This window comes from Tolypothrix sp. PCC 7712 (genome assembly GCF_025860405.1).
GTDB classification, from domain to species: Bacteria; Cyanobacteriota; Cyanobacteriia; order Cyanobacteriales; family Nostocaceae; genus Aulosira; species Aulosira diplosiphon.
In genome coordinates, this window is sequence record NZ_CP063785.1 from 6,868,493 (window position 1) to 6,888,364 (window position 19,872).

Sequence of the window (19,872 nt, forward strand, 5' to 3'; positions counted from 1 at the left end):
TTCTCCCTCTGCTCCCTGCTCCCTGCGCCCCTGTTTCCCCTACTTCCTCTGCCCCCTGCGTCCTTATTCGGGAATATTAGCCTGTAATGTTAATGTATCGACTTACATAGCGATTGTATCGCGTAACATCGTTAATGTATCGATTTACATTGCGATTGTATAGGTTCACATTGTTAATGTATCGATTTACATTGCGATTGTATGGGGTCACATTGTTAATGTATCGACATACATTGCGATTGTATGGGGTCACATTGTTAATGTACGCGATGCAAAGCTTTACTAAGAGGTTGTTGGAAAAGTTGCCCACCCCACAAAATGGATAATGAAGTCTATAAGTCCAATCCTCAATCCCCATTACCCCTTATCCCCAGAGGGGGCCCCGAGTTCCCCAATCCCCAGTCCCCAGTCCCCAGTCCCCAGTCCCCAGTCCCCAGTCCCCAGTCCCCAGTCCCCAGTCCCTAACTAAGTCCAATTTCCTAGCAATACGAAGGCTCCCCAGTAGTAAGGTGATTGATAGTCTGGGTTCTTTAAAATTGAAAGTTGGGCAAGTCGGAGGGCTTCGGCTTTGGAGATACCTGTTTCCTTGGCTTTGACTAGTTGATCGTAAAAGTTGCTCATGAGTTTGGCTGTGGCTTCATCGTCAACGCGCCAGAGTGTTGCTACTGTACTGCGTGCGCCGGAACGTACGGCTACGCCTGCTAATCCTAGGGCGGAACGATCATCACCGGCTGCAGTTTCGCAAGCGCTGAGTACTAAGAGTTCCAGGGAGTTGCTGCGGGATACTTCGACTGTTTTTAATACACCACTGAGTTCGTTAACTTTGATTCTGCCATCCCAGGTGAGAATAAAGGTTTCATCGGCTTGAGAACTAAATTGCCCGTGGGTTGCTAAGTGGACAATGGGGAAGGAAACAGCAGCAATTTGAGATTGAAAGGCGGAACTAGTAAATTTTTGGTTAATCAGAACTTCAGAAGGTAGTTCTGATTTGATTTTTTCGACTTCTTGCTCAACATTGGGTAGGGCTTCAAATCCCGAACGCGCTTCACTCAGTCCACCTACTAATGCTCCCAAGCGTTCTTGTTTTAGCGATCGCGGTGCTAATAATTGTAATCCTGGTGTGAGGGCTATGCTGTATTTCTCTACGAGATACTGTTTACCATCATGCAGTGCTGCTATGGGAATGTTCCGCAAAACTCCATCTAGGACAAATACCAATGTCTCTACCTGACTTGCGGCTAAGTCCTCTGCTTCTGGGCGAACTACTAAATCATACATTTTTTGCAGTTGCGGCAGTGTCAGGTCAAGTACTGTATCTTGGTTTAGACTTCTGCGGAGACGAGATGCGCGTTTCTCAATCTCGTCGCGGCTGATAGGAGTTTTATAGTAGCGAAAATCGCGGCTATCTTTGGTTTCGGCTTTGTTTTGGGAGTTGGGTAAGCTGGCAATAATCGCGAGTTGATTTTCTAGAATAATCGGGTAAATGACTGCGGCTTTTCTATCAACTTGATCTATTTGTGCAGGGTTTCCATTCAGACAAGCTTCGCGGAAGAAGTTATCGAGTTCGACTAATTGCAATCCTTCAATGACATCGCGCGCCGTCTTTAAATTATCTTTTTGATTGGATTCTATAAGTAAGGCGACGAGTTGACGGTGAATAGGTTCAACGGCTTCGCGGAAGGAAAATTGCACATCAGGGTTAGCGGCGGCTAAGTCTGCACGCAGAGATTTAATTGTACCGACGGCTTCTTTATAAGCGGCGATCGCACTTTCTGTTTTTCCTTGAGCTTTCAACACTCTACCTAATTGCCATTGCCAACGGTAGGCGATATCGCCAGCGTTGATTTGTTGTCCTAATTGCACTGCTTGTTGAGTTAATTTTTCTGCATCTGCCCACAGTTGTGTTTGTTCGTAAACGTGACCTAAACTACCTATGGCATCAGCTTGTATCCGTACATCGCCTAAATCTTTAGCTTGTTGCACCGCTATCGCCAGCAGTTTAGCGACTTCTTGCCAGTCAATCTGCTCAACCGCTTGCTTTTGCATTTGGATCATTGTTTGCGCCAAATTTACCCGTGATGCGATCGCACTCCGGCTAGCAGGTAATACTGCAATTTGTTGTTGTACCTGTGGTAACAAGGCTGTGGCTGCATCTGGCTGCTTTGTCTCTACTAACAAGCTGAGTTGGTTAACTTGCGCTTGCACCCTTAAATCTGGTATTCCAGACGCGGCGGCTTGTTGGTAGTAATTGAGTGCAGTCTGAGGATCAATCTCAGTCTTGTTCGCTTTATTCAAGCTGATTTGCGCGCGGGTGAGATTACCGAGGCTGATTTGGTTGAGAGTGACGATTTCAGGTAACTTTAACTGCTGTGCGATCGCTAAACTGCGTGACAAAATTAAATTAGCTGGAGCAAAATTCCCCACCACCCGCAACGACTCACCCAAAGTTCTTAACGCCGTTGCTGTTTCTGGTGTTGCAGCTACTTTTTCTATCGCTGGTTTGAGTTGTTCAGTTTTACTACTAGAAATCTGCGGTAACTTTAAAGCTGTTTCCAGTAGAGAAATTGCTTTTTTATAAAGACCTAAATTTTGAAAAGCCTGTGCTTGATTAACTTGACTTGTCAGCACCTTACTTGGTTTCTGCAACTGAGTATATAAAGATGTTGCACCTTCCCAAGATTTCAAAGCTGCTTCCGCTTGACCGCGTGCTAATTGTAACCCACCTTGAATATCTAAAGCTTGAGCCAAAGCCAATGATTTCTCAGCTTTTATCTCTTTAATAGTATTTAAAATAGCAACACTTTCAGTAATTGCCCGGTTCGCATCATCCCACTGTCCCAACTGTTGATAACACAGCGATAGATTACTCAAACTCAAAGCTTGACGGATTGGATCTTTAGCCGCTTGATAACCCTGTGCTGCTTGTTGAAACAACTGTACCGCCTCTGCAAATTGCCCTTTAGCGTATGAATTTCGCGCCTGCTGTTCCACCGATAAACTCGGAACTTGAGCAATATTTGCCACTTGCGCTAACCCTGGCGATGACATGGATAATAAAGCTGCGATCGCCATCAACACCACAAACCTTTTAATCCTTTTCATACTCCTCTTTGCACCTTTGCGCTTTTGCGTGAAATAAAATCTATTTACCTCGAAGTCTGCAGATTTTGTTGATTAAGATTTGGGACACATAGCAGAACTACTCGTAGCAGCAGGTGTTGCTGTTGGCGCTTCGGCAACTAACATAATATTACCGTCAGACGTTTTCACTAACCCTTGCGCCTCAACAATTTGTGAAGAATTCCCCCCATCTTCCTTGACTCGCTTCTCTGCGTCAGTCTCTACAATTCTCTGTAATTTAATATCAGCATTTTCTCCATCCAAACTAGCTAAAGGACTGAGGCTAGTTGTCAAAGCCAGTGGTTGCAAAACATTAGGTGGTAAACTACCGCGTCCAGTGACGACAAAGCTACCCAAAGGTTTTGCGTTGTAGTCTCTAGGGCAAATTTGAGCAAATTGAGTAGTAGCGTCAATTAATCCTGTAGGCAGTTCCAGCAGTTTTTGTGGCGGTTGAATATCTGGCTGAGAAATAGTGATTTGTCCCTGTACGCCTAATTCAGAACTTGCAGTGATATCGCTTTGATTTGTCTGCTGGGGACGTGCTTCAGTTCCAAAAATATTTTGCACATTGATGTTAACATTACCACCTTTACCACTAAAGGCATTGGCGGAGATATCGCTGTTTTCATTAGGTAAAGCGACAATGAAGGGTGAATTGATAGTGATGTTACCGCCATCGCCACCAGCTTGTTGAACGCCTGCTGTAGTTGTTACAAAACCACCGCTGCGTAAAAGTAAGAAATCACGGATATCAAGAGTTATATTGCCACCGTTACCAGCCAAAGTAGCAGCTGTGATCCCTGCTTTATTGGAAATGCGGACATTACCAGCTTTGATATCAATATTTCCAGCATTACCAGTAGCACCAATACCGACTGCACTAAAGATACCGCTTAAACTACTGCGACGCTCGATATTCTCAAGGTTAAGAATATTACCACGACCCGCGCCATCGAGAATTATCGTATCACGGGCTTTAATGGTAATATTACCTGCATCGCCTTTGGCTGAGGTAGTACTACTAATTGCTCCACCAAATACAGACAACGAACCAGTTGTGAGGTTAATCTCACCTCCCTTACCCTCACCTTGATTTTCGAGAGTGGTATAAACTCCACTGGGCAATCCATTGCTGCCAACACCCTCAAAGGTAATACTGTCAACAGCATTAATTGTAATGTTGCCTGCATTGCCATTACCCACACTGCTGGCAATCATTATCCCACCGTTACGTGCTGTCAAGGAGTTAGTTGTTACTTCTATGTCTCCAGCCTTACCAATACCTCCATCAAATAGAATACTCAAAAGACTACTGGAAAATCCATCTCTATCTACACCATCAACAATAACAGCATCATGAGCATTGATAGTGATATTACCTGCATTTCTAAGCGCAGCAGTTAAAAAAGTACCACCATTTGTTAATGAAAATGTTCCAGTATTTACTTGAATTTTGCCGCCATTACCACTTTCTGTTGCATAAGAATTTAAACTACTGCCATTGTCAATCACAACTCTATCAAGAGTATTAATAAAGATGCTGCCAGCATTACCTTGTCCAGCACTAAATGTATCTATTTGTCCACCATTGTTTAACAATAACGCCTTTGCATTGACCTGAATATTACCACCATTACCAATGGCATCAGACAGTACTACACTACCAGCGTTACTCATAAAACCATTGCGGCTTACACCATCAAACGTTACTGTATCACGAGCGTTAATCGTAATATCACCTGCATCTCCTTTCCCACCTGTATTGCTAGAAATTTGTCCACCATTAGTGACTGCAAGTGAACCAGTTGTAATTTGAATCTCTCCGCCCTTGCCTTCACCACTAAATAAGTTACTTTGCAAGCCACTACCAATATCAACAACAGTACCACTAGGTAGAGTAACGTTAGAAATGAAACCATTAACTTCAACAGTATCACTGGCTTCTATGGTAATATTACCTGCCTGTCCTTTTCCTAATATACTGGTGGACATTCGACCACCATTGGTTAAAAACAGCGCTCCAGTTTTTACCTGAATACCACCAGCATCGCCATTATATGCATAAGTAACAGCAGCGCTGTTTAAACCGTTACCATCAAAACCGTCAAAAGTTATGCTATTTTTAGCCTCAAGAAATATATTGCCTCCATTACCTTCACCACCGTTAAAAGCTTGTAGAGTACCGCCGTTTTGGAACAACTGCGTATTTGCACTAATGCGAATGTCACCGCCATTACCAATACCCCTCAAATCAACATTGCTTGAGGCTTGACTATAGATCGAAGTTTCACCAGCAAAACCTGCAAAAGTAACCGTATCGCGGGCGTTGATGGTAATGTTACCTGCATTCCCCTGGCCGCTTGTACTGCTAGATATATCCGCACCATTAGTAACAAAAAGTGAGCCAGTTGTGACGCTAATATCTCCAGCTTTACCAACTCCTCCAGTAAGTAGACTACTACTTAGTCCACTTGTGCTATCAAAGACATTACCATTGACTTCACGAGTTGTTACACCATCAAGTTTGACAGTATCACGGGCTTCGACTGTAATATTACCTGCGTTGCCTTGGCCTAATACATTAGTAGATATGTTACTGCCATTCGTGAACAAAAGTGACCCGGTTTTTACTCGAACATCTGCGCCGTTACCTACTGCATCAGTAAAAACATTACTCATAACACGAGCATTTGTATCAAAGCTGATGGTGTCAAAAGCATCGATGATAATGTTGCCCGCATTCCCTCTTCCTGAAGTACTAGCGCTGATCAAAGCACCGCTTGTCATTGAAAGACTACCAGTTGTTAGCTGAATGTCTCTAGCATTTCCTACACCTGAAGGATTAACAGCACTAATAATGCGGCTAAATATATTGCTATCATTCCCAAACCCATCTAAAGAAATCGTATCACGGGCATTGATGGTGATTTTTCCGCCATTACCTTCTCCCAGAGTTCTGGTGTTGATTTCTGAACCCTCAATTATCGACAGCGAACCAGCTTGAATATCTATGCTACCGCCGTTACCCACCGCACCTGTTTCTACAGAACTATAAATACCAGTAGCATTTTTAAGTAAAACACTATCTTTTGCTTGGATTAAAATATTACCAGCATTACCTTGTCCATAAGTGCTTGCACTAAGTTCACCGTTATTTAGGAAAAGTGAGGCAACATTGATATTGATATTGCCTCCATTTCCTCGCCCAACGGGAAATTCCTGAGAAACTCCACTGACATCTGTTGATAATGTCGCACCATCACTGAGAGTTAGGGAATTGGCTTTGATATGAACACTACCAGCATTACCTACACCTCCACTCGCCACGCTGCTATAAATAGCTGTATCGCTACCTAGAGTTACAGCATCAGATGCTTGTATAAATATATTGCCTGCATCACCTTGCCCAATAGTGCTGACATTAATTATTGCTTCTTTATCTAAGGTCAACAAACCTGTGGTGATATTAACATCACCAGACTTACCAAATGCTCGTTCGCGCACAGAGTTGCTGATAATGCTTTTCTCAGTTACATTTGTTGTCCCTGTGGCATTAATTACCACATCTCCACTTTGACTATTTGCTGTACCTAAACCGATTTCTATGCCGGCACGCAGTTTACTGTCCCCAGTTAAGTTTACATTTCGCCCATTAATTTTGATGTTCCCGCCATCGGCACCCCGGACGTTGACTTCTGCGCCATTGCTGAGAGAAACATCTGCACGTTCTACGCTATCGGGTATCGCTAAACTGGGTAAATTATTAGCAGCAATATTCAATCCTACTGTTGCGGGTGCATTCATAGCCGCTAATTCAATATTGCCACCGTAAGCCCGCAGTCCCCCACCATCAATGTTGATATTTCCACCAATTAGCAATAGATTCTGATTATCTGCGACTCTTAATCCTGTAACATTTTCACCCGCAGGACTGATACCCGCTGCGGCTTGGGATTGATTGGTAATTGGTTTGGGATTTATCTGATTAAACAGCAACGCGGAAGGATTAACAGTTAATAAAGGTGGTGCTTCGGGATTTGTGGCGCTGAAAATTCCTTGATTGCCAAATTGCACAGCATTGGCGGTAGTTCCCACAAACGAACCGCGCACATCTAAGCGCGCATTTTGACCAAATAAAATGCCGTTGGGATTAATTAAAAATAAATTGGCAATCCCATCTACTCCCAATGTGCCGAGAATATTTGAAGCTTGTCCACCCGTCACCCGCGTGAGAATATTTTGCACGCCTGCAGGGTTGCCAAAATATACTCGTTGCCCATCATTAATATTAAACTCGCTAAAACTGTGAAACAGATTGCTACCACGTACAGCACCGCCATCAATTTTGTCTGCATTTGCACCATTAATTAAAACATTGGGTGTGATGCGAGAACTTTCTGCGCCTAAAGTATTATCGGGGTTGATTTGACTGTAGGCTGGGGCGCTGCTGAAGAAGATGAAGCTGCATAATATGAGCTTTGGTTGCCCAATTATCATTGCGAGTATTCGCCAAAAACCATTTTGAAAAGAAGTGCGATCGCATTTAGCTCCCTTTATTCTACGTCGTTTCACTAGCAACTTAGGATCACAATTACCTTGGAGCCAGTTTTGTATCTGATTCATTGCTGATTGCTGGGATTATAGGCTACATAGAACTCACACTATCAGTATTTCTGAGGAGGTGTAACTTATGCAGTAGTCACAATAATTTGCAGAATATTCTTAGTTTCTGCGATCGCACAACAAACGCTGCGATTAAGATCCGGGACATACAGCAGAACTACTAGTAGCCGCAGGTGTTGCTGTTGGCGCTTGGGCAACCAACATAATCTTACCGTCAGCCGTTTTCACAAAACCTTGTGCCTCAATAATTCGCGAAGTATCTGGCAGATTTGCTGTTGGGGATGCATTCGATATATTGCTGAAACTTTCCCCATCCAAACTAGCTAAGGGACTGAGGCTAGTTGTACCTGTTAATGGTTCAAAGGAATTGGGCGGTAAACTACCGCGTCCAGTAATAACAAAGCTACCCAAAGGTTTTGCATTGCGTCCGTTGGGGCAAATTTGGGCAAATTTAGTACTAGCGTCAACTAATCCTGTTGGTAGTTCGATGAGTTTTTGTGGCGGTTGGACTTGTGGTTGAGTGAAGATGATTTGTCCCTGTAAGCCTAATTCCGAACTTGCTGTGATATCACTTTGATTTGTCAGTTGCGGACGGGGTTCGATCCCAAAGATAGCCTGAGTGCTGAGGCTAACATTACCACCTTTACCAGTGAAGGCATTAGCGCTAATGTCGCTGTTCTCGTTGGGTATTGCCACAATAAAAGGTGAATTGATGTTGATGTTACCGCCATTGCCACCAGCCTGTGCCCTACCTGCGGTGGTAGAAATTAAACCGCCACGGCGCAACAGTAATAAATCACCAATTTCGAGAATGATGTCTCCACCGTTACCTGCATTTGTCAAAGATGCGATCGCACTTCCTTGACCATTAATTTCTACAAGATTAGCCTTAATTCTCATATTTCCGGCATCACCATTACCTGTACTGCCGGAAAAAATTTCAGCATCATCACGGACAACAAGGCGATTGGTAGTAATATCTATCTCACCACCTTTACCATTAGCTCTTTCGTCAACGGATGTGATTAAGCCAGTTATCAACTCGCTGTCTGAACCTGTCAGGATAATATTATCAGCTTGTACTGTTAAATTACCCGCGTTGCCATTTCCTTGAGTTCCTGATGATATCTGCGATTGTTCTTGTACATTTAATAGTTGAGTTTTGATGCTGATATTGCCAGCATCGCCTGTAGCAACATTATCTACTTGAGTGATAATGTTGCTACTTCCACCCATATTAATTTGCTTGGCATTAATCGTAATTTTTCCTGCATTACCTTGATTAAAGGTGGTGGCAGAAATTTGTCCTTGATTGCTGAGGTTTAAGCGTCCTGTTGTTACATCAATGTTTCCCCCAGAACCAATGCCTCCAATTTGCAAGTCGGCAAATAAACCTGATGGCGCAAAAGAATTATCAATTCTTTGGGGGCCAAACCCAGAAATATCAATAGCATCAGTGGCACGAACCAGCAAATTACCCCCTTGTCCTCTTCCCAGAAGTACTGAAGTCGATATGTTTGCACCATTACTCAACCGCAACCTTTCTGTATCAATAGTTATCGTGCCACCATTTACATCTACATTACTGCCGTTAACCTCAGAGGAGATTCTACTGATAAAGCTGAAACCACCAAAGCGAGATAAAGTTTCTTGTGCTAACGGCTTAGACAAAACTGCTTGCACAGTAGGGTAATCTAGGCTTATCAACTGTTCCTGAGGTACGAAAACAAACCCATCTAGTTCTAAATCCTTGGCGCGGATAGTAATATCTCCAGGATTACTACTGCTTGTAGAATCAGTGCTGATATTTCCCCCTTGAGTTAGGCTGAGTCTGGGTGTTTGTATCGTGACATTACCTCCATTCCCCTTTGCCTCAAAACCTGTTTGACTTGATACACCACTCAAGTTTAGAAATGTTGCAGAAACACCACCAATCTCTACAGACTCATCAGCTTGGATAAAAATGTTACCTGCATTCGCACTGCTAAAAGTGCTTGTACTAATATAGCCCCCATCTTTGAGACTAACTCGTTGGGTTTCAATGGTAATATCCCCCACGCTTGCTTGAGATGTACTTCCGGGTTGAACACCTGTAAGGATGCTGCCATTAGTCACCTCAACTGCATTCCTAGCTTGAATAGAAATAGAACCCACCGTTCCAGCACTAGTATTTGCTGTGATTCCTCCTTCTGGGGAGGTATTTTGAACTCGCAAAGTGCCAGTTTCAATTCGCAGGTTACCTGTTGAACCTGAACTCAAGCTAGAAAGTCCTAAAATAGCTTTGTCGGTTATATTTACAGCATCTTTTGACCGTACAGTGAAGTTTCCCGCTTTACCTACACCCGCAGATATAACAGAGACAGCACCGCCATTGACATTAACAGACTCAGTAGCATTAAGGTTCAGGTTTCCTCCATTACCTGCACCAGTGGTATTTACTGAGATAAAACTGGTAAGACCGGTATTTTGTAAGATTCCATCTCCGGTAATTGTGATTTTTCCAGCATTGATAGTAACATCGCCACCCGTACCCGTAGCTGAAGGATTGTTAGTGGATAAAATCGAGCTACCGTTAGCAAGAGTAACTGCATCGCTGGCTTGAATTTGAATATCACCCCCGTTCGCTGCACCAGTAATAGCGCTCTGAATTGAAGACTTTTGATCTAAACTCAGTTGTGTTGCATCAATCACAATTGAGCCGCCATTGCTCCCAAACATAAACGAATTGTTGAGCTTAATGTCACCTCCAAATAGTTCACTTTCACTATTGCCAATTGCCAGGATGAAGCTACGATTATTTAAGTTGATGGATTCCCGTTGTAAATTTTCTGGGTAGTTGAAATTTAAGGATGAGTCATTAACATCCAAGCCAACTGTTGTATTTCCCGCCACAGATCCTAGTTTCACTTGTCCATCGAAGGCAAATAATATACCTCCATCCAAGATAATTTCACCGCCTACTAGTGCTAGGGTACTTCCAATAACACCTAAACCGTTAACAGCTTGATTAGTAATACTTGCAGGTTGAGAACCAAACTGCAAACCAATTGGAACATTGATAGCTAATAAAGGTGGTGCTTGGGGATTGGTGGCGCTAAATTCAACTCCATTGGGAAAGACTAAGCTATTGGCTGTAGTTGCTGTAAATGCTCCCCGAATATTTAACTGAGCATTTTGCCCAAATACAATGCCATTGGGATTAATTAAAAATAAATTGGCATTACCATTAACTCCCAATGTGCCCAAAATATTCGAGCCTTGTCCACCTGTCACCCTTGTGAGAATATTTTGTACGCCTGCAGGGTTGCCAAAATACACTCTTTGCCCATCATTAATATTAAACTGAGTAAAACTATGAAACAGATTACTACCACGTACAGCGCCACCATCAATTCTGTCGGCGTTTGCACCATTAATCGGAACATTTGGTGTAATAAGAGAACTTTCTGCCCCTAAAGTATTATCGGGGTTAATTTGACTGTAGGCTGGGGTGCTACTCAGTAGAATGAGGCTGCATAATATGAGCTGTGGTTGCACAGTAATCATTGAGAATATTCGCCAAAAGCCATCTTGAAAGGAAGTGCGATCGCATTTAGCTCGCTTTATTCTACGTCGTTTCACTAGCAACTTATGATCACAATTACGTTGGAGCCAGTTCTGTATCTGATTCATCGTTGATTGATAGCGTTATAGGTTGCATTGCACTTACACTTAAGTATTTCTGGGGAGGTGTAACTTATGCAGGAGTCAGAATAATTTGTAGAAGATTCTTATACCAATTTGCAAAGAAAATGCGACAGATTGTAGGGGCAAGGCACTGCCCATTGGTGTCAACTTAACGTGAAACCCGCTTTGTAGCAAGGTTTTTGCCCTCACCCCCAGCCCCTCTCCCGCAGGGAGAAGGGAGCAAGAGATTTAGTTCCCCTTCTCCTGCGGGAGAAGGGGTTAGGGGATGAGGGCGCGAGGTATTTGTACAACGCCCGCCCTATATCGCTTTAAGCTTAAGTTGACACGTATGGGCACTGCCGTGCCCTCTAGAATATTATTGATGTATCGCAAAAATTATTTGATTTGGTATTAGTTTTTGCGATCGCCATCAACACCACAAACCTTTTAATCTTCCTCATACTCCTCTCTGTGCCTCTGCGTTAAATAAAAAACTTGTGTTCACTGAATTACCGGACACATAGCAGAACTACTAACACCAGCAGGTGTTGCTGTTGGCGCTTCGGCAACCAGCATAATATTACCGTCAGCAGTTTTCACTAAACCTTGCGCCTCAATAATTCGCGAAGTATCTGGCAGATTTGCTGTTGGGGATACATTCGATATATTGCTGAAACTTTCCCCATCCAAACTAGCTAAAGGACTGAGGCTAGTTGTACCTGAAAGTGGTTCAAAGGAATTGGGCGGTAAACTACCGCGTCCAGTCACGACAAAGCTACCCAAAGGTTTTGCATTTGGCCCTCTAGGACAAGTTTGAGCAAATTTTGTAGTCGCATCAACCAATCCTGTTGGTAGTTCAATGAGTTTTTGTGGAGTTTGAACTTGTGGTTGAGTGAAGATGATTTGTCCCTGTACACCTAATTCAGAACTTGCAGTGATATCACTTTGATTTGTCAGTTGCGGACGCGCTGCAATACCAAAGATAGCCTGAGTGGTGATGTTAACATTACCACCTTTACCAGTAAAAGCATTGGCTGAGATGTCGCTGTTTTCATTAGCTACAGAGACAATGAAGGGTGAATTGATGGTGATGTTACCGCCATTACCACCAGCTTGGGCTAAACCTGCGGTGGTGGAGATACTACTATTGCGACGCAATAATAAAAAATCTGAGATGTTGAAGTTTATATTGCCGCCATCTTTGGAATTAGTAACAGCAGCAATCTTGCCATTATTATCAAGCTGAACAAAATCAGAATTGATAAAAATGTCTCCGGCGTTGCCTTCAGCAAAGCTACTAGAACTTACTTGGGCATTATTGGTAATCAATAAATCACGGGCATTTATATCAATATTTCCGCCTTTACCTGTACCAAAAAAGAAGTTTTCTTCCCCTACAGTACTCTGTATTCCACTTTTCAAACCATTGGCATCCACACCATCAAATAACACTTGACCACCTGCGGTAACTTTGACATTTCCAGCATCTCCTTGTCCACTAGTAGATGTTACTGCTTGAGCACCATTCTTGAAAGTAATATTATTAGTAGTATTGATTTGAATATTACCTGACTTTCCTTGACCTACTGTATTAGCGAGTAATTTTGTACCGTCAGCAAATAGGTTAAGAGCTTGAATTTCAATATCACCACCCTGACCAACTCCATTTACTTCTACACCGCTAAATAGGCTGCTACCTAAACTAATATCTGAGCTATTTACATTACCCAATATGTAAATATTTTCTCCTGCTTGCAGTGCAATTTTACCTGCATCTCCTTGACCGTTGGTGGTAGTAGCCAAAATTCCTTTATCAATATTTAAGTTTTCTATTGTCTTAATAGAGATATTACCAGCATTACCTTTTCCTGTAGTTCTGGTTTGTAAAATCCCTCCATCATTTAAAGAGAAATTCTTAGCTTGGATAGCAATATCACTACCATTCCCAATTCCTAATTTATCTACACTCCCAACAATGCCACTTCCACCAGTAATAGAGATATTACCACCTGCTTGCAGAGTAATTTTACCTGCATTGCCTTGCCCTGATGTCAATGTAGCTATAGATGATTCTCCAGCAAAATCAATATTATTTTCTGTGCTAATTGAGATATCACCTGCCAAGCCTTGACCGCCTAAATTGGCAGCAACGATTGTAGAAACAGTATCTAAAGAAAATGCTCCAGTGAGTATATTTATATCTCCACCATTACCGACTGCTGTAGATAAGATGCTGCTGAAAATAGAACTTTTATTTATTAAATTAAGAGAATCTATTGCTTGTACTGAAATTTTGCCTGCATTACCAACTCCCCCTGTAGGAGAAAATAATAGAGAGTTATCTAGCAGAATCGTCTTAACTTTAATATCAATATTTCCACCATTACCTATAGCAGAATCTTCAACATTACTGAAGATTCTGCTGTTAATTAGAGATGCAGTATCTTGAACATCAACAACAATATTGCCTGAGTTTCCTTGACCTAAAGTGGTAGTGAGTAACGCTGAATTATTGAGTAGGAATTTTCCTGTTTGAATATTGATATTACCGCCCTTACCTGTAGAACCGAAAATGTCTCCCAAGAAACCGCTGCTAATTTGTGACGAGAAAGCACTAAATTCTGGGCTAGAAAGAGAAACTGTATCTAATGCTTGGACAAATATGTTCCCTCCATCATTCCCGCTAATAGCATCAGCGTTGATTCTGCCAGCATCTTTTAAGAAGAGATTTTTCGTATTGATCCGAATATTACCACCATTAGCTGTTTCACTTAAAGTAGAACTACTAATGTTACTAGGTAGCCAAGCCTCTTGGATAATTTCTCCATTTTCAGTCACTCTTGTTTGACAAATTACGGAACCAGAGCAGTCAAAAACTAGTCTTTTTCCAAACCCATCAACTGTGACTTTATCCTGTGCGTTAACGATAATATCACCTGCATTTCCTTGCCCACCAGTCGTTGTATTTAAGGTTGCTCCATTAGTTAAAGATAGTGAATCAGTTGTGACTTGAATGTTGCCACCTTTACCTGCATTAGCTGACCTTGATTGGCTGGTAATACCAGTAATTAGCGTACCGACTATACCATCTAATTGAACTGATTCACGGGCATTAATTGTAATATCACCAGTATCACCCAGCCCGAAAATATCATTGCTTATTTGAGAGCCATCACTCAAGGAAAGTATTCTAGTTGTGATGTGAATTTCTCCTCCGTTACCTACTGCTTCTGGAGATGTTGAACTACTGGTAAAACTAGCATTTTCAAAAGTAATGCGATCACGAGCATCAATTGTAATATTTCCTGCATTTCCTTTACCTAAAGTGATACTAGAAATAAAAGTGCCATTCTTCAACTCGAGAGAACCTGTGGTGATTTGAATATCTCCAGCTTTGCCTACACCATCATAATCAACACTACTAATAATTCGTGCTGGTTCATCATTACCAACTCCAACATTTAAATTAATTACTTCTCCCACATTAATACTAATATTTCCTGCATCTCCCTGACCAAAAGCTTTAGTTCTGATTTCAGACGATGCCAGTGATAAAGAACCTGCTTCTATTTTAATGTCGCCACTATTACCAATGGCAGTATTTTCTATACCACCATAAATGACACTAATATTGCTGAGATTTATGTCATTTTTTACTTTCAAAAAAATATTTCCACTGCTTCCTTGTCCGTCGCTGGCCACATTTAATTGACCATTATCAAAAATCAATGAACCTGTATTAATATTGATATCACCCGTTTTACCAAAAGCTTCTTCTAGCAGAATATTGGCGATAAAACTGCCTTCTTTAAGAGTTGTTACTCCCGTTGCATCAATCACAACATCTCCGCCTTGACTGTCTGGCGTACCCAAACCGATATCTATCCCCGCCCGCAATTTACTTTCTCCTGCTAACTCTACATTGCGAGCATGAATCTTGATATTGCCACCATTATCACTGCGGACATTCGCTACTGCGCCATTAGTGAAAGATACATCTGCTCTTTGTACACCAGCCGGCATTGTTAAGCTGAGGTTATCGTCTACAAAATTCAGCCCCACGTCACCTGGTGCAGACAATCCTGCTAACTCAATATTTCCACCAAAAGCCTTAAGTTCTCCGCCATTAATGTTGATATCTCCACCAACCAGCAGCAAACTTTCACCATTTGGGACTCTTAAACCTGTGGCAATTCCACCAGTCGGACTAATACCTGCATTCGCCTTTGATTGAACAGTAATTTTCCCTTGGTTGAGTTGATTAAAAAATAACGCCGAAGGATTAACATTCAACAGTGGCGGTGCTTCTGGGTTAGTGGCGCTAAATATTCCTTGTTCGCCAAATCTTACTCCGTTAGCAGTAGTGGCCACAAATGAACCACGCACATCTAATCTGGCATTTTGCCCAAATACAATACCATTGGGGTTGATGAGAAACAGATTTGCATTACCCAAAACTCCCAAAGTACCGAAAATATTAGAAGCGCTTCCACCAGTCACCCGCGTCAGGATATTTCCTACTCCAGATGGATTTATAAAATATACTCGTTGCCCATCATTAATATTAAACTGGCTAAAACTGTGAAATAAATTAGCACCTCGTTGCGCTCCCCCATCGATAAAATCATAGTTAATACCATTAATGGGAATATTGGGTGTCAAGCGAGAACTTTCTGCGCCTAAAGTGTTGTCGGGTGTGATTTGGGCTGTGGCTGCTGAAAAAAGATGGAAACAAGATTGAAAAAGACAGAAAAAAAGAATGCGTTTGATAAATGCATATTTTTTTTGATGTCTGGCGTTCATAAAAACTTGGTTCAAAGAAATTTTATTAACGTCTTGTAAAAAATTTAATTTTTGTAGGAATGCAGCAAGAAATATCCTATAATGCTGACATTTATTGATGTCAGGTTCAGACAATCAAAAGTCTGTCATAGGAGCAATGATTCCTAATTACTCAGTTTTATGGAATTTGTAAAACATTCATGGTCATATTAGGGCACAGCAATGCTATGCCCTAACAACGGGTTTGATTCAAGAGAAAATATTTGTAATTACTATAATTAGTAATTAAATATGGTTTAACTATATCACCAAAATTAATTACAAATTACGAATTACAAATTACAAATTACGAATTACGAATTACGCATTATTTAGCTTGATTTCGCGCTGCTGATGCTGGTTTACAGACATTAGCAACAAATTCAGTACGTTGTTTTACAAAAGATGCAGAGGGTTTTTCTACTTGGTAAAGAATTTGGAAAGCATCAGACCAAGGGTGAAATGTTCCTGTTTCTGTTGTGTGTTGAATTTCATAGTTGATAAAGAAATCAGCTTTTTTCAAAGCGATTTCTTCTGGTGAAGCTTTATCCGATTTCAGTTGTTGTTCTAATGCTTGCAATCCGCTTTGAATTTTTTGGCGATCGCTTGCTTCCATTACTTGGAATGTTGTCCAATTATTACTACCGGATAGTTGCCATTGGTAGAATTTACCTGGTTCTAAAGGCTTTTCAGCATCGTAGGTGGCTTGTTGGTCGGCTATTTTGACCGATTTTTGCCAAACTACTTCTTGAGAGTCGTAATCGCGGATAACTACTTGAGCATCTTGATTATTACCAGGACTGTGCCATAAAAATAAAGGGCGATCGCTCCACAATTTATATGTGTCTACTAAACCAGGGGAAATCGCACAGACTGGTTGCACTACCCCTCTAGAGGCTAGGCGTTTTTTGGGGCGACGTTGCCAAAATAAGCCTGCCCAATCTACAGATTGCGCTAAGATTTGTTGTGTTTGCCGAATATTTTGAGCGTTGGCGAGGTTTTCACTGACGATACTACCGGAAGCGATCGCTAAAGGGATGAGTGCAAAGCCCAAAAGTGACTTGCGATGATCAATTTTAAACATGATTATTTTCTCCTTGTAGCTGGTAAAACGTAGGCTAAAAACACCGACGAGGGTAAAAACCAGGGTAGTAAAATTGCGGCTGTTATATAAATTTGCAGTCCCAGTAAACCATATACAATCACAGCACCGACTGCGCCGGAGGTGATTTGGCGACGACGCGTGAGACTTAAACGCGATTGGCTTTTAATCACAAAGACTGTGATTTTACCAAGAATCATGGCAATCCCAATCAGCAAAATGCTGGGGATGGGAATTACCAAACGATTGCTGACGAAATGATGAATCATATATGCCAATGTTTCACCACCTGTCAGCCAAGGTTGTTTTGTCCAATAGCTGTATGCTTGTGGCGCTGGGGAACGATCTGGTTGTCCTGGTGCTATTCCTAAACGATCATCGCTACCCACCGCAATCAAAACTACCTGTTTGGACACTAAAGGAAATTTGTTGATATCGGGATTTTCGATTAATTGCCAAGCAGGAATTGTTGTATAAACTTGGCTGGGAGGAATTGAGTAATCGAGAATTGGTTGGATATTAAATGGTGCTTTCCATTGCCATAATTTTGATAAGTTCCCTTTTGTTGAATGCTGCTGCACCACATCCAGAAATTCCGCCCGTAAATTTTGCTCGCGGTTGGTTTGCGGCTGAGGTAAATCGGTGATTTCTTGCTTGGCTAGCTGTACCAGCGATAGCAAATATGCAAAGGGACAAACTTGACGACAATCGCTGTCGGCTTCTGGGAATTCTAGTAAGTCGGGGTAAGCATCAATGTATCCTTGCAATGTCCAATTCCACTTGTTAATCCCTAATGCTTCGTTTGTCCCGACTTCTCTTTTGGGTTCTTGCACCGCCGCAAACATTAACCATGTCTTCGCATCCACAGCCTGACGCACGGCTGTAGCTAAATCTGCATCAGCCTTTGGCGGATCGGTTTGGGGTGTATCAAAAATAAAATCTAAGCCGACAACAGAAGCATTTAATTTACGCGTACTATCCAGCAGCTTGGCCAGATAACTGCGGTTCATGGGGAATAGTTGGGAATTTGGCAACTGGGCGCGGTAAATTGATTCAGTATCAATTTGCACTAGAGCCACGGGCGGAGCTTCTTCGGCATCAACTTGGGCGGTAGCACTGCGGTAAACTGCCTGAGTAAAGGTGCGTCCATCTAATAACAGTGATTGTATAGGTGTCAGCACACTACACAAGACCCCTACAGTTAGCGCGATCGCCTCTAAGCGGTTGGGTATACTTTGACGCAGCCGTTGTTGCCAATGAAAGGGGGGAATGCGGTAGAGGTGAGCGCCTGGATGACAGAATAAGGAAGGTAAAAGGTAAGATGAGGGGTAGGTGTGGCTTTTATCCATACGTAAATATTGCCTGGCTGCAATCACCGATTCGTAGACATTCTGGTGTTTGCCTAACCCTTGCAAAAACCTCACTAAAAAATCTTGGGCGACGCGGTTATGAATCGGTTCGCGCATTACCACAACTTGTCCAAAACCCAAGTCAATTAAAGATTCTGCCAGATTTAACCCGCTACAGGAATTAAAAATTGCTACTTGCAATCCGCGTTTTCTGGCGGCGCTGAGTTGGGATGCAATTTCGCTAATGGAAATTGACACCCCAGGCGCAATCCCCAATTCTCCGCCTGTCATTTCGGTTTCGTTGCTGTGTCCCGCGAAAAATAAGACATTCCAACCGCGTTCATCTGCGATCGCATCGGCAATTTTCTCGATAATTTCTGTGGGAGTTTCTTCTAGCTTCCAACTGACAAACTCCACATCAGCAATGCGGAACAGCGATTTTAAAGTTTTCTTTTCTTCTTGAAAATCCAACCCTGTATCATCACCTAAAATTGCTAAAATCCGGGCGCGTCCTTGGCGTTTATCAGGATGATGTGAACCTGTTTCCTGAGAAATATTTAAGGGAGTGCGGATAAACTGAATCGCCCCAGTGGTAGCAAATTCAGTTCCTAATTCCCAAGCTTCCCAAGGAAAACGATCCAATTCCACAGGCGCACAGGTGAGAAATACTTGCACCGCCTCATCCGTCTCGGGATTTTCCTTAACAAGTTGTTGGCTAGCTTGAGCAATTTGGGCGCGAATTTCATATAATTCAGCACTGCGTAACCAGCGATGAAACTCGTACATTAATTTAGTTTCCGCCTTCACCAGTTCCGCGTGCCAATCTATCCCCAGCTTGGCAATACCACCATCAACCGCCCGTCCGCGCATTTGATCGGAACGATAAAAGTTCAAATATGCCCGTCGCCAGTCTTGATACAACTGACCAAGGGCAGAAGGATAATTAACCTGTGCAGTTAATCTTTGCCCTTTGCCCCAAGATAGTTCAAATAAACAAATTTGTTCGATTTTTTGAACTTTCAGATTAAAAATATCAGAGTTAAGTTTCATATTAGCTAATTTACTTTTTTCGCAACGAGGCGAAAAATCAGAACACAAAAACTCAGTTTTTGTCAATTAAAACTGTTAATTTTTAATTAATTTATTCAGGCTTTAGTACAGCACAGTGTAAATAAACATACCATTCCAGAT

General features: G+C 42.1%; 5 protein-coding genes and 1 pseudogene. All 6 read right to left on the reverse strand.

Features of this window, described 5'->3' with window-relative positions:
• Positions 1 to 465: 465 nt before the first annotated feature.
• Positions 466 to 3,102, reverse strand: a complete 2,637-nt coding sequence (locus HGR01_RS28395) for a CHAT domain-containing protein (protein ID WP_045872323.1) — start codon at positions 3,100 to 3,102, stop codon at positions 466 to 468.
• A 3,732-nt stretch (positions 3,103 to 6,834) separates the two neighbouring features.
• Positions 6,835 to 7,743: pseudogene (locus HGR01_RS41990) on the reverse strand (filamentous hemagglutinin N-terminal domain-containing protein); the annotation flags it as partial.
• Between the two features lie 132 nt (positions 7,744 to 7,875).
• Positions 7,876 to 11,364: a filamentous hemagglutinin N-terminal domain-containing protein gene (locus tag HGR01_RS28405; RefSeq protein ID WP_263419982.1), complete on the reverse strand. Its 3,489-nt coding sequence runs from the start codon at positions 11,362 to 11,364 to the stop codon at positions 7,876 to 7,878.
• 546 nt (positions 11,365 to 11,910) lie between these two features.
• Positions 11,911 to 16,212, reverse strand: coding sequence for a filamentous hemagglutinin N-terminal domain-containing protein (locus tag HGR01_RS28410; RefSeq protein ID WP_045872321.1), 4,302 nt, complete (start codon positions 16,210 to 16,212; stop codon positions 11,911 to 11,913).
• 346 nt (positions 16,213 to 16,558) lie between these two features.
• Positions 16,559 to 17,314, reverse strand: a complete 756-nt coding sequence (locus HGR01_RS28415; protein WP_045872320.1) for a DUF928 domain-containing protein — start codon at positions 17,312 to 17,314, stop codon at positions 16,559 to 16,561.
• 2 nt (positions 17,315 to 17,316) lie between these two features.
• Positions 17,317 to 19,731: a CHASE2 domain-containing protein gene (locus HGR01_RS28420; protein WP_045872319.1), complete on the reverse strand. Its 2,415-nt coding sequence runs from the start codon at positions 19,729 to 19,731 to the stop codon at positions 17,317 to 17,319.
• Positions 19,732 to 19,872 lie beyond the last annotated feature (141 nt).

Bases quoted from the DNA above. Each gene is read 5' to 3' on its own strand.
- HGR01_RS28395 (WP_045872323.1), bottom strand. From the start codon at position 3,102: ATGAAAAGGATTAAAAGGTTTGTGGTGTTGATGGCGATCGCAGCTTTA.
- HGR01_RS28410 (WP_045872321.1), bottom strand. From the start codon at position 16,212: ATGAACGCCAGACATCAAAAAAAATATGCATTTATCAAACGCATTCTT.
- HGR01_RS28415 (WP_045872320.1), bottom strand. From the start codon at position 17,314: ATGTTTAAAATTGATCATCGCAAGTCACTTTTGGGCTTTGCACTCATC.
- HGR01_RS28420 (WP_045872319.1), bottom strand. From the start codon at position 19,731: ATGAAACTTAACTCTGATATTTTTAATCTGAAAGTTCAAAAAATCGAA.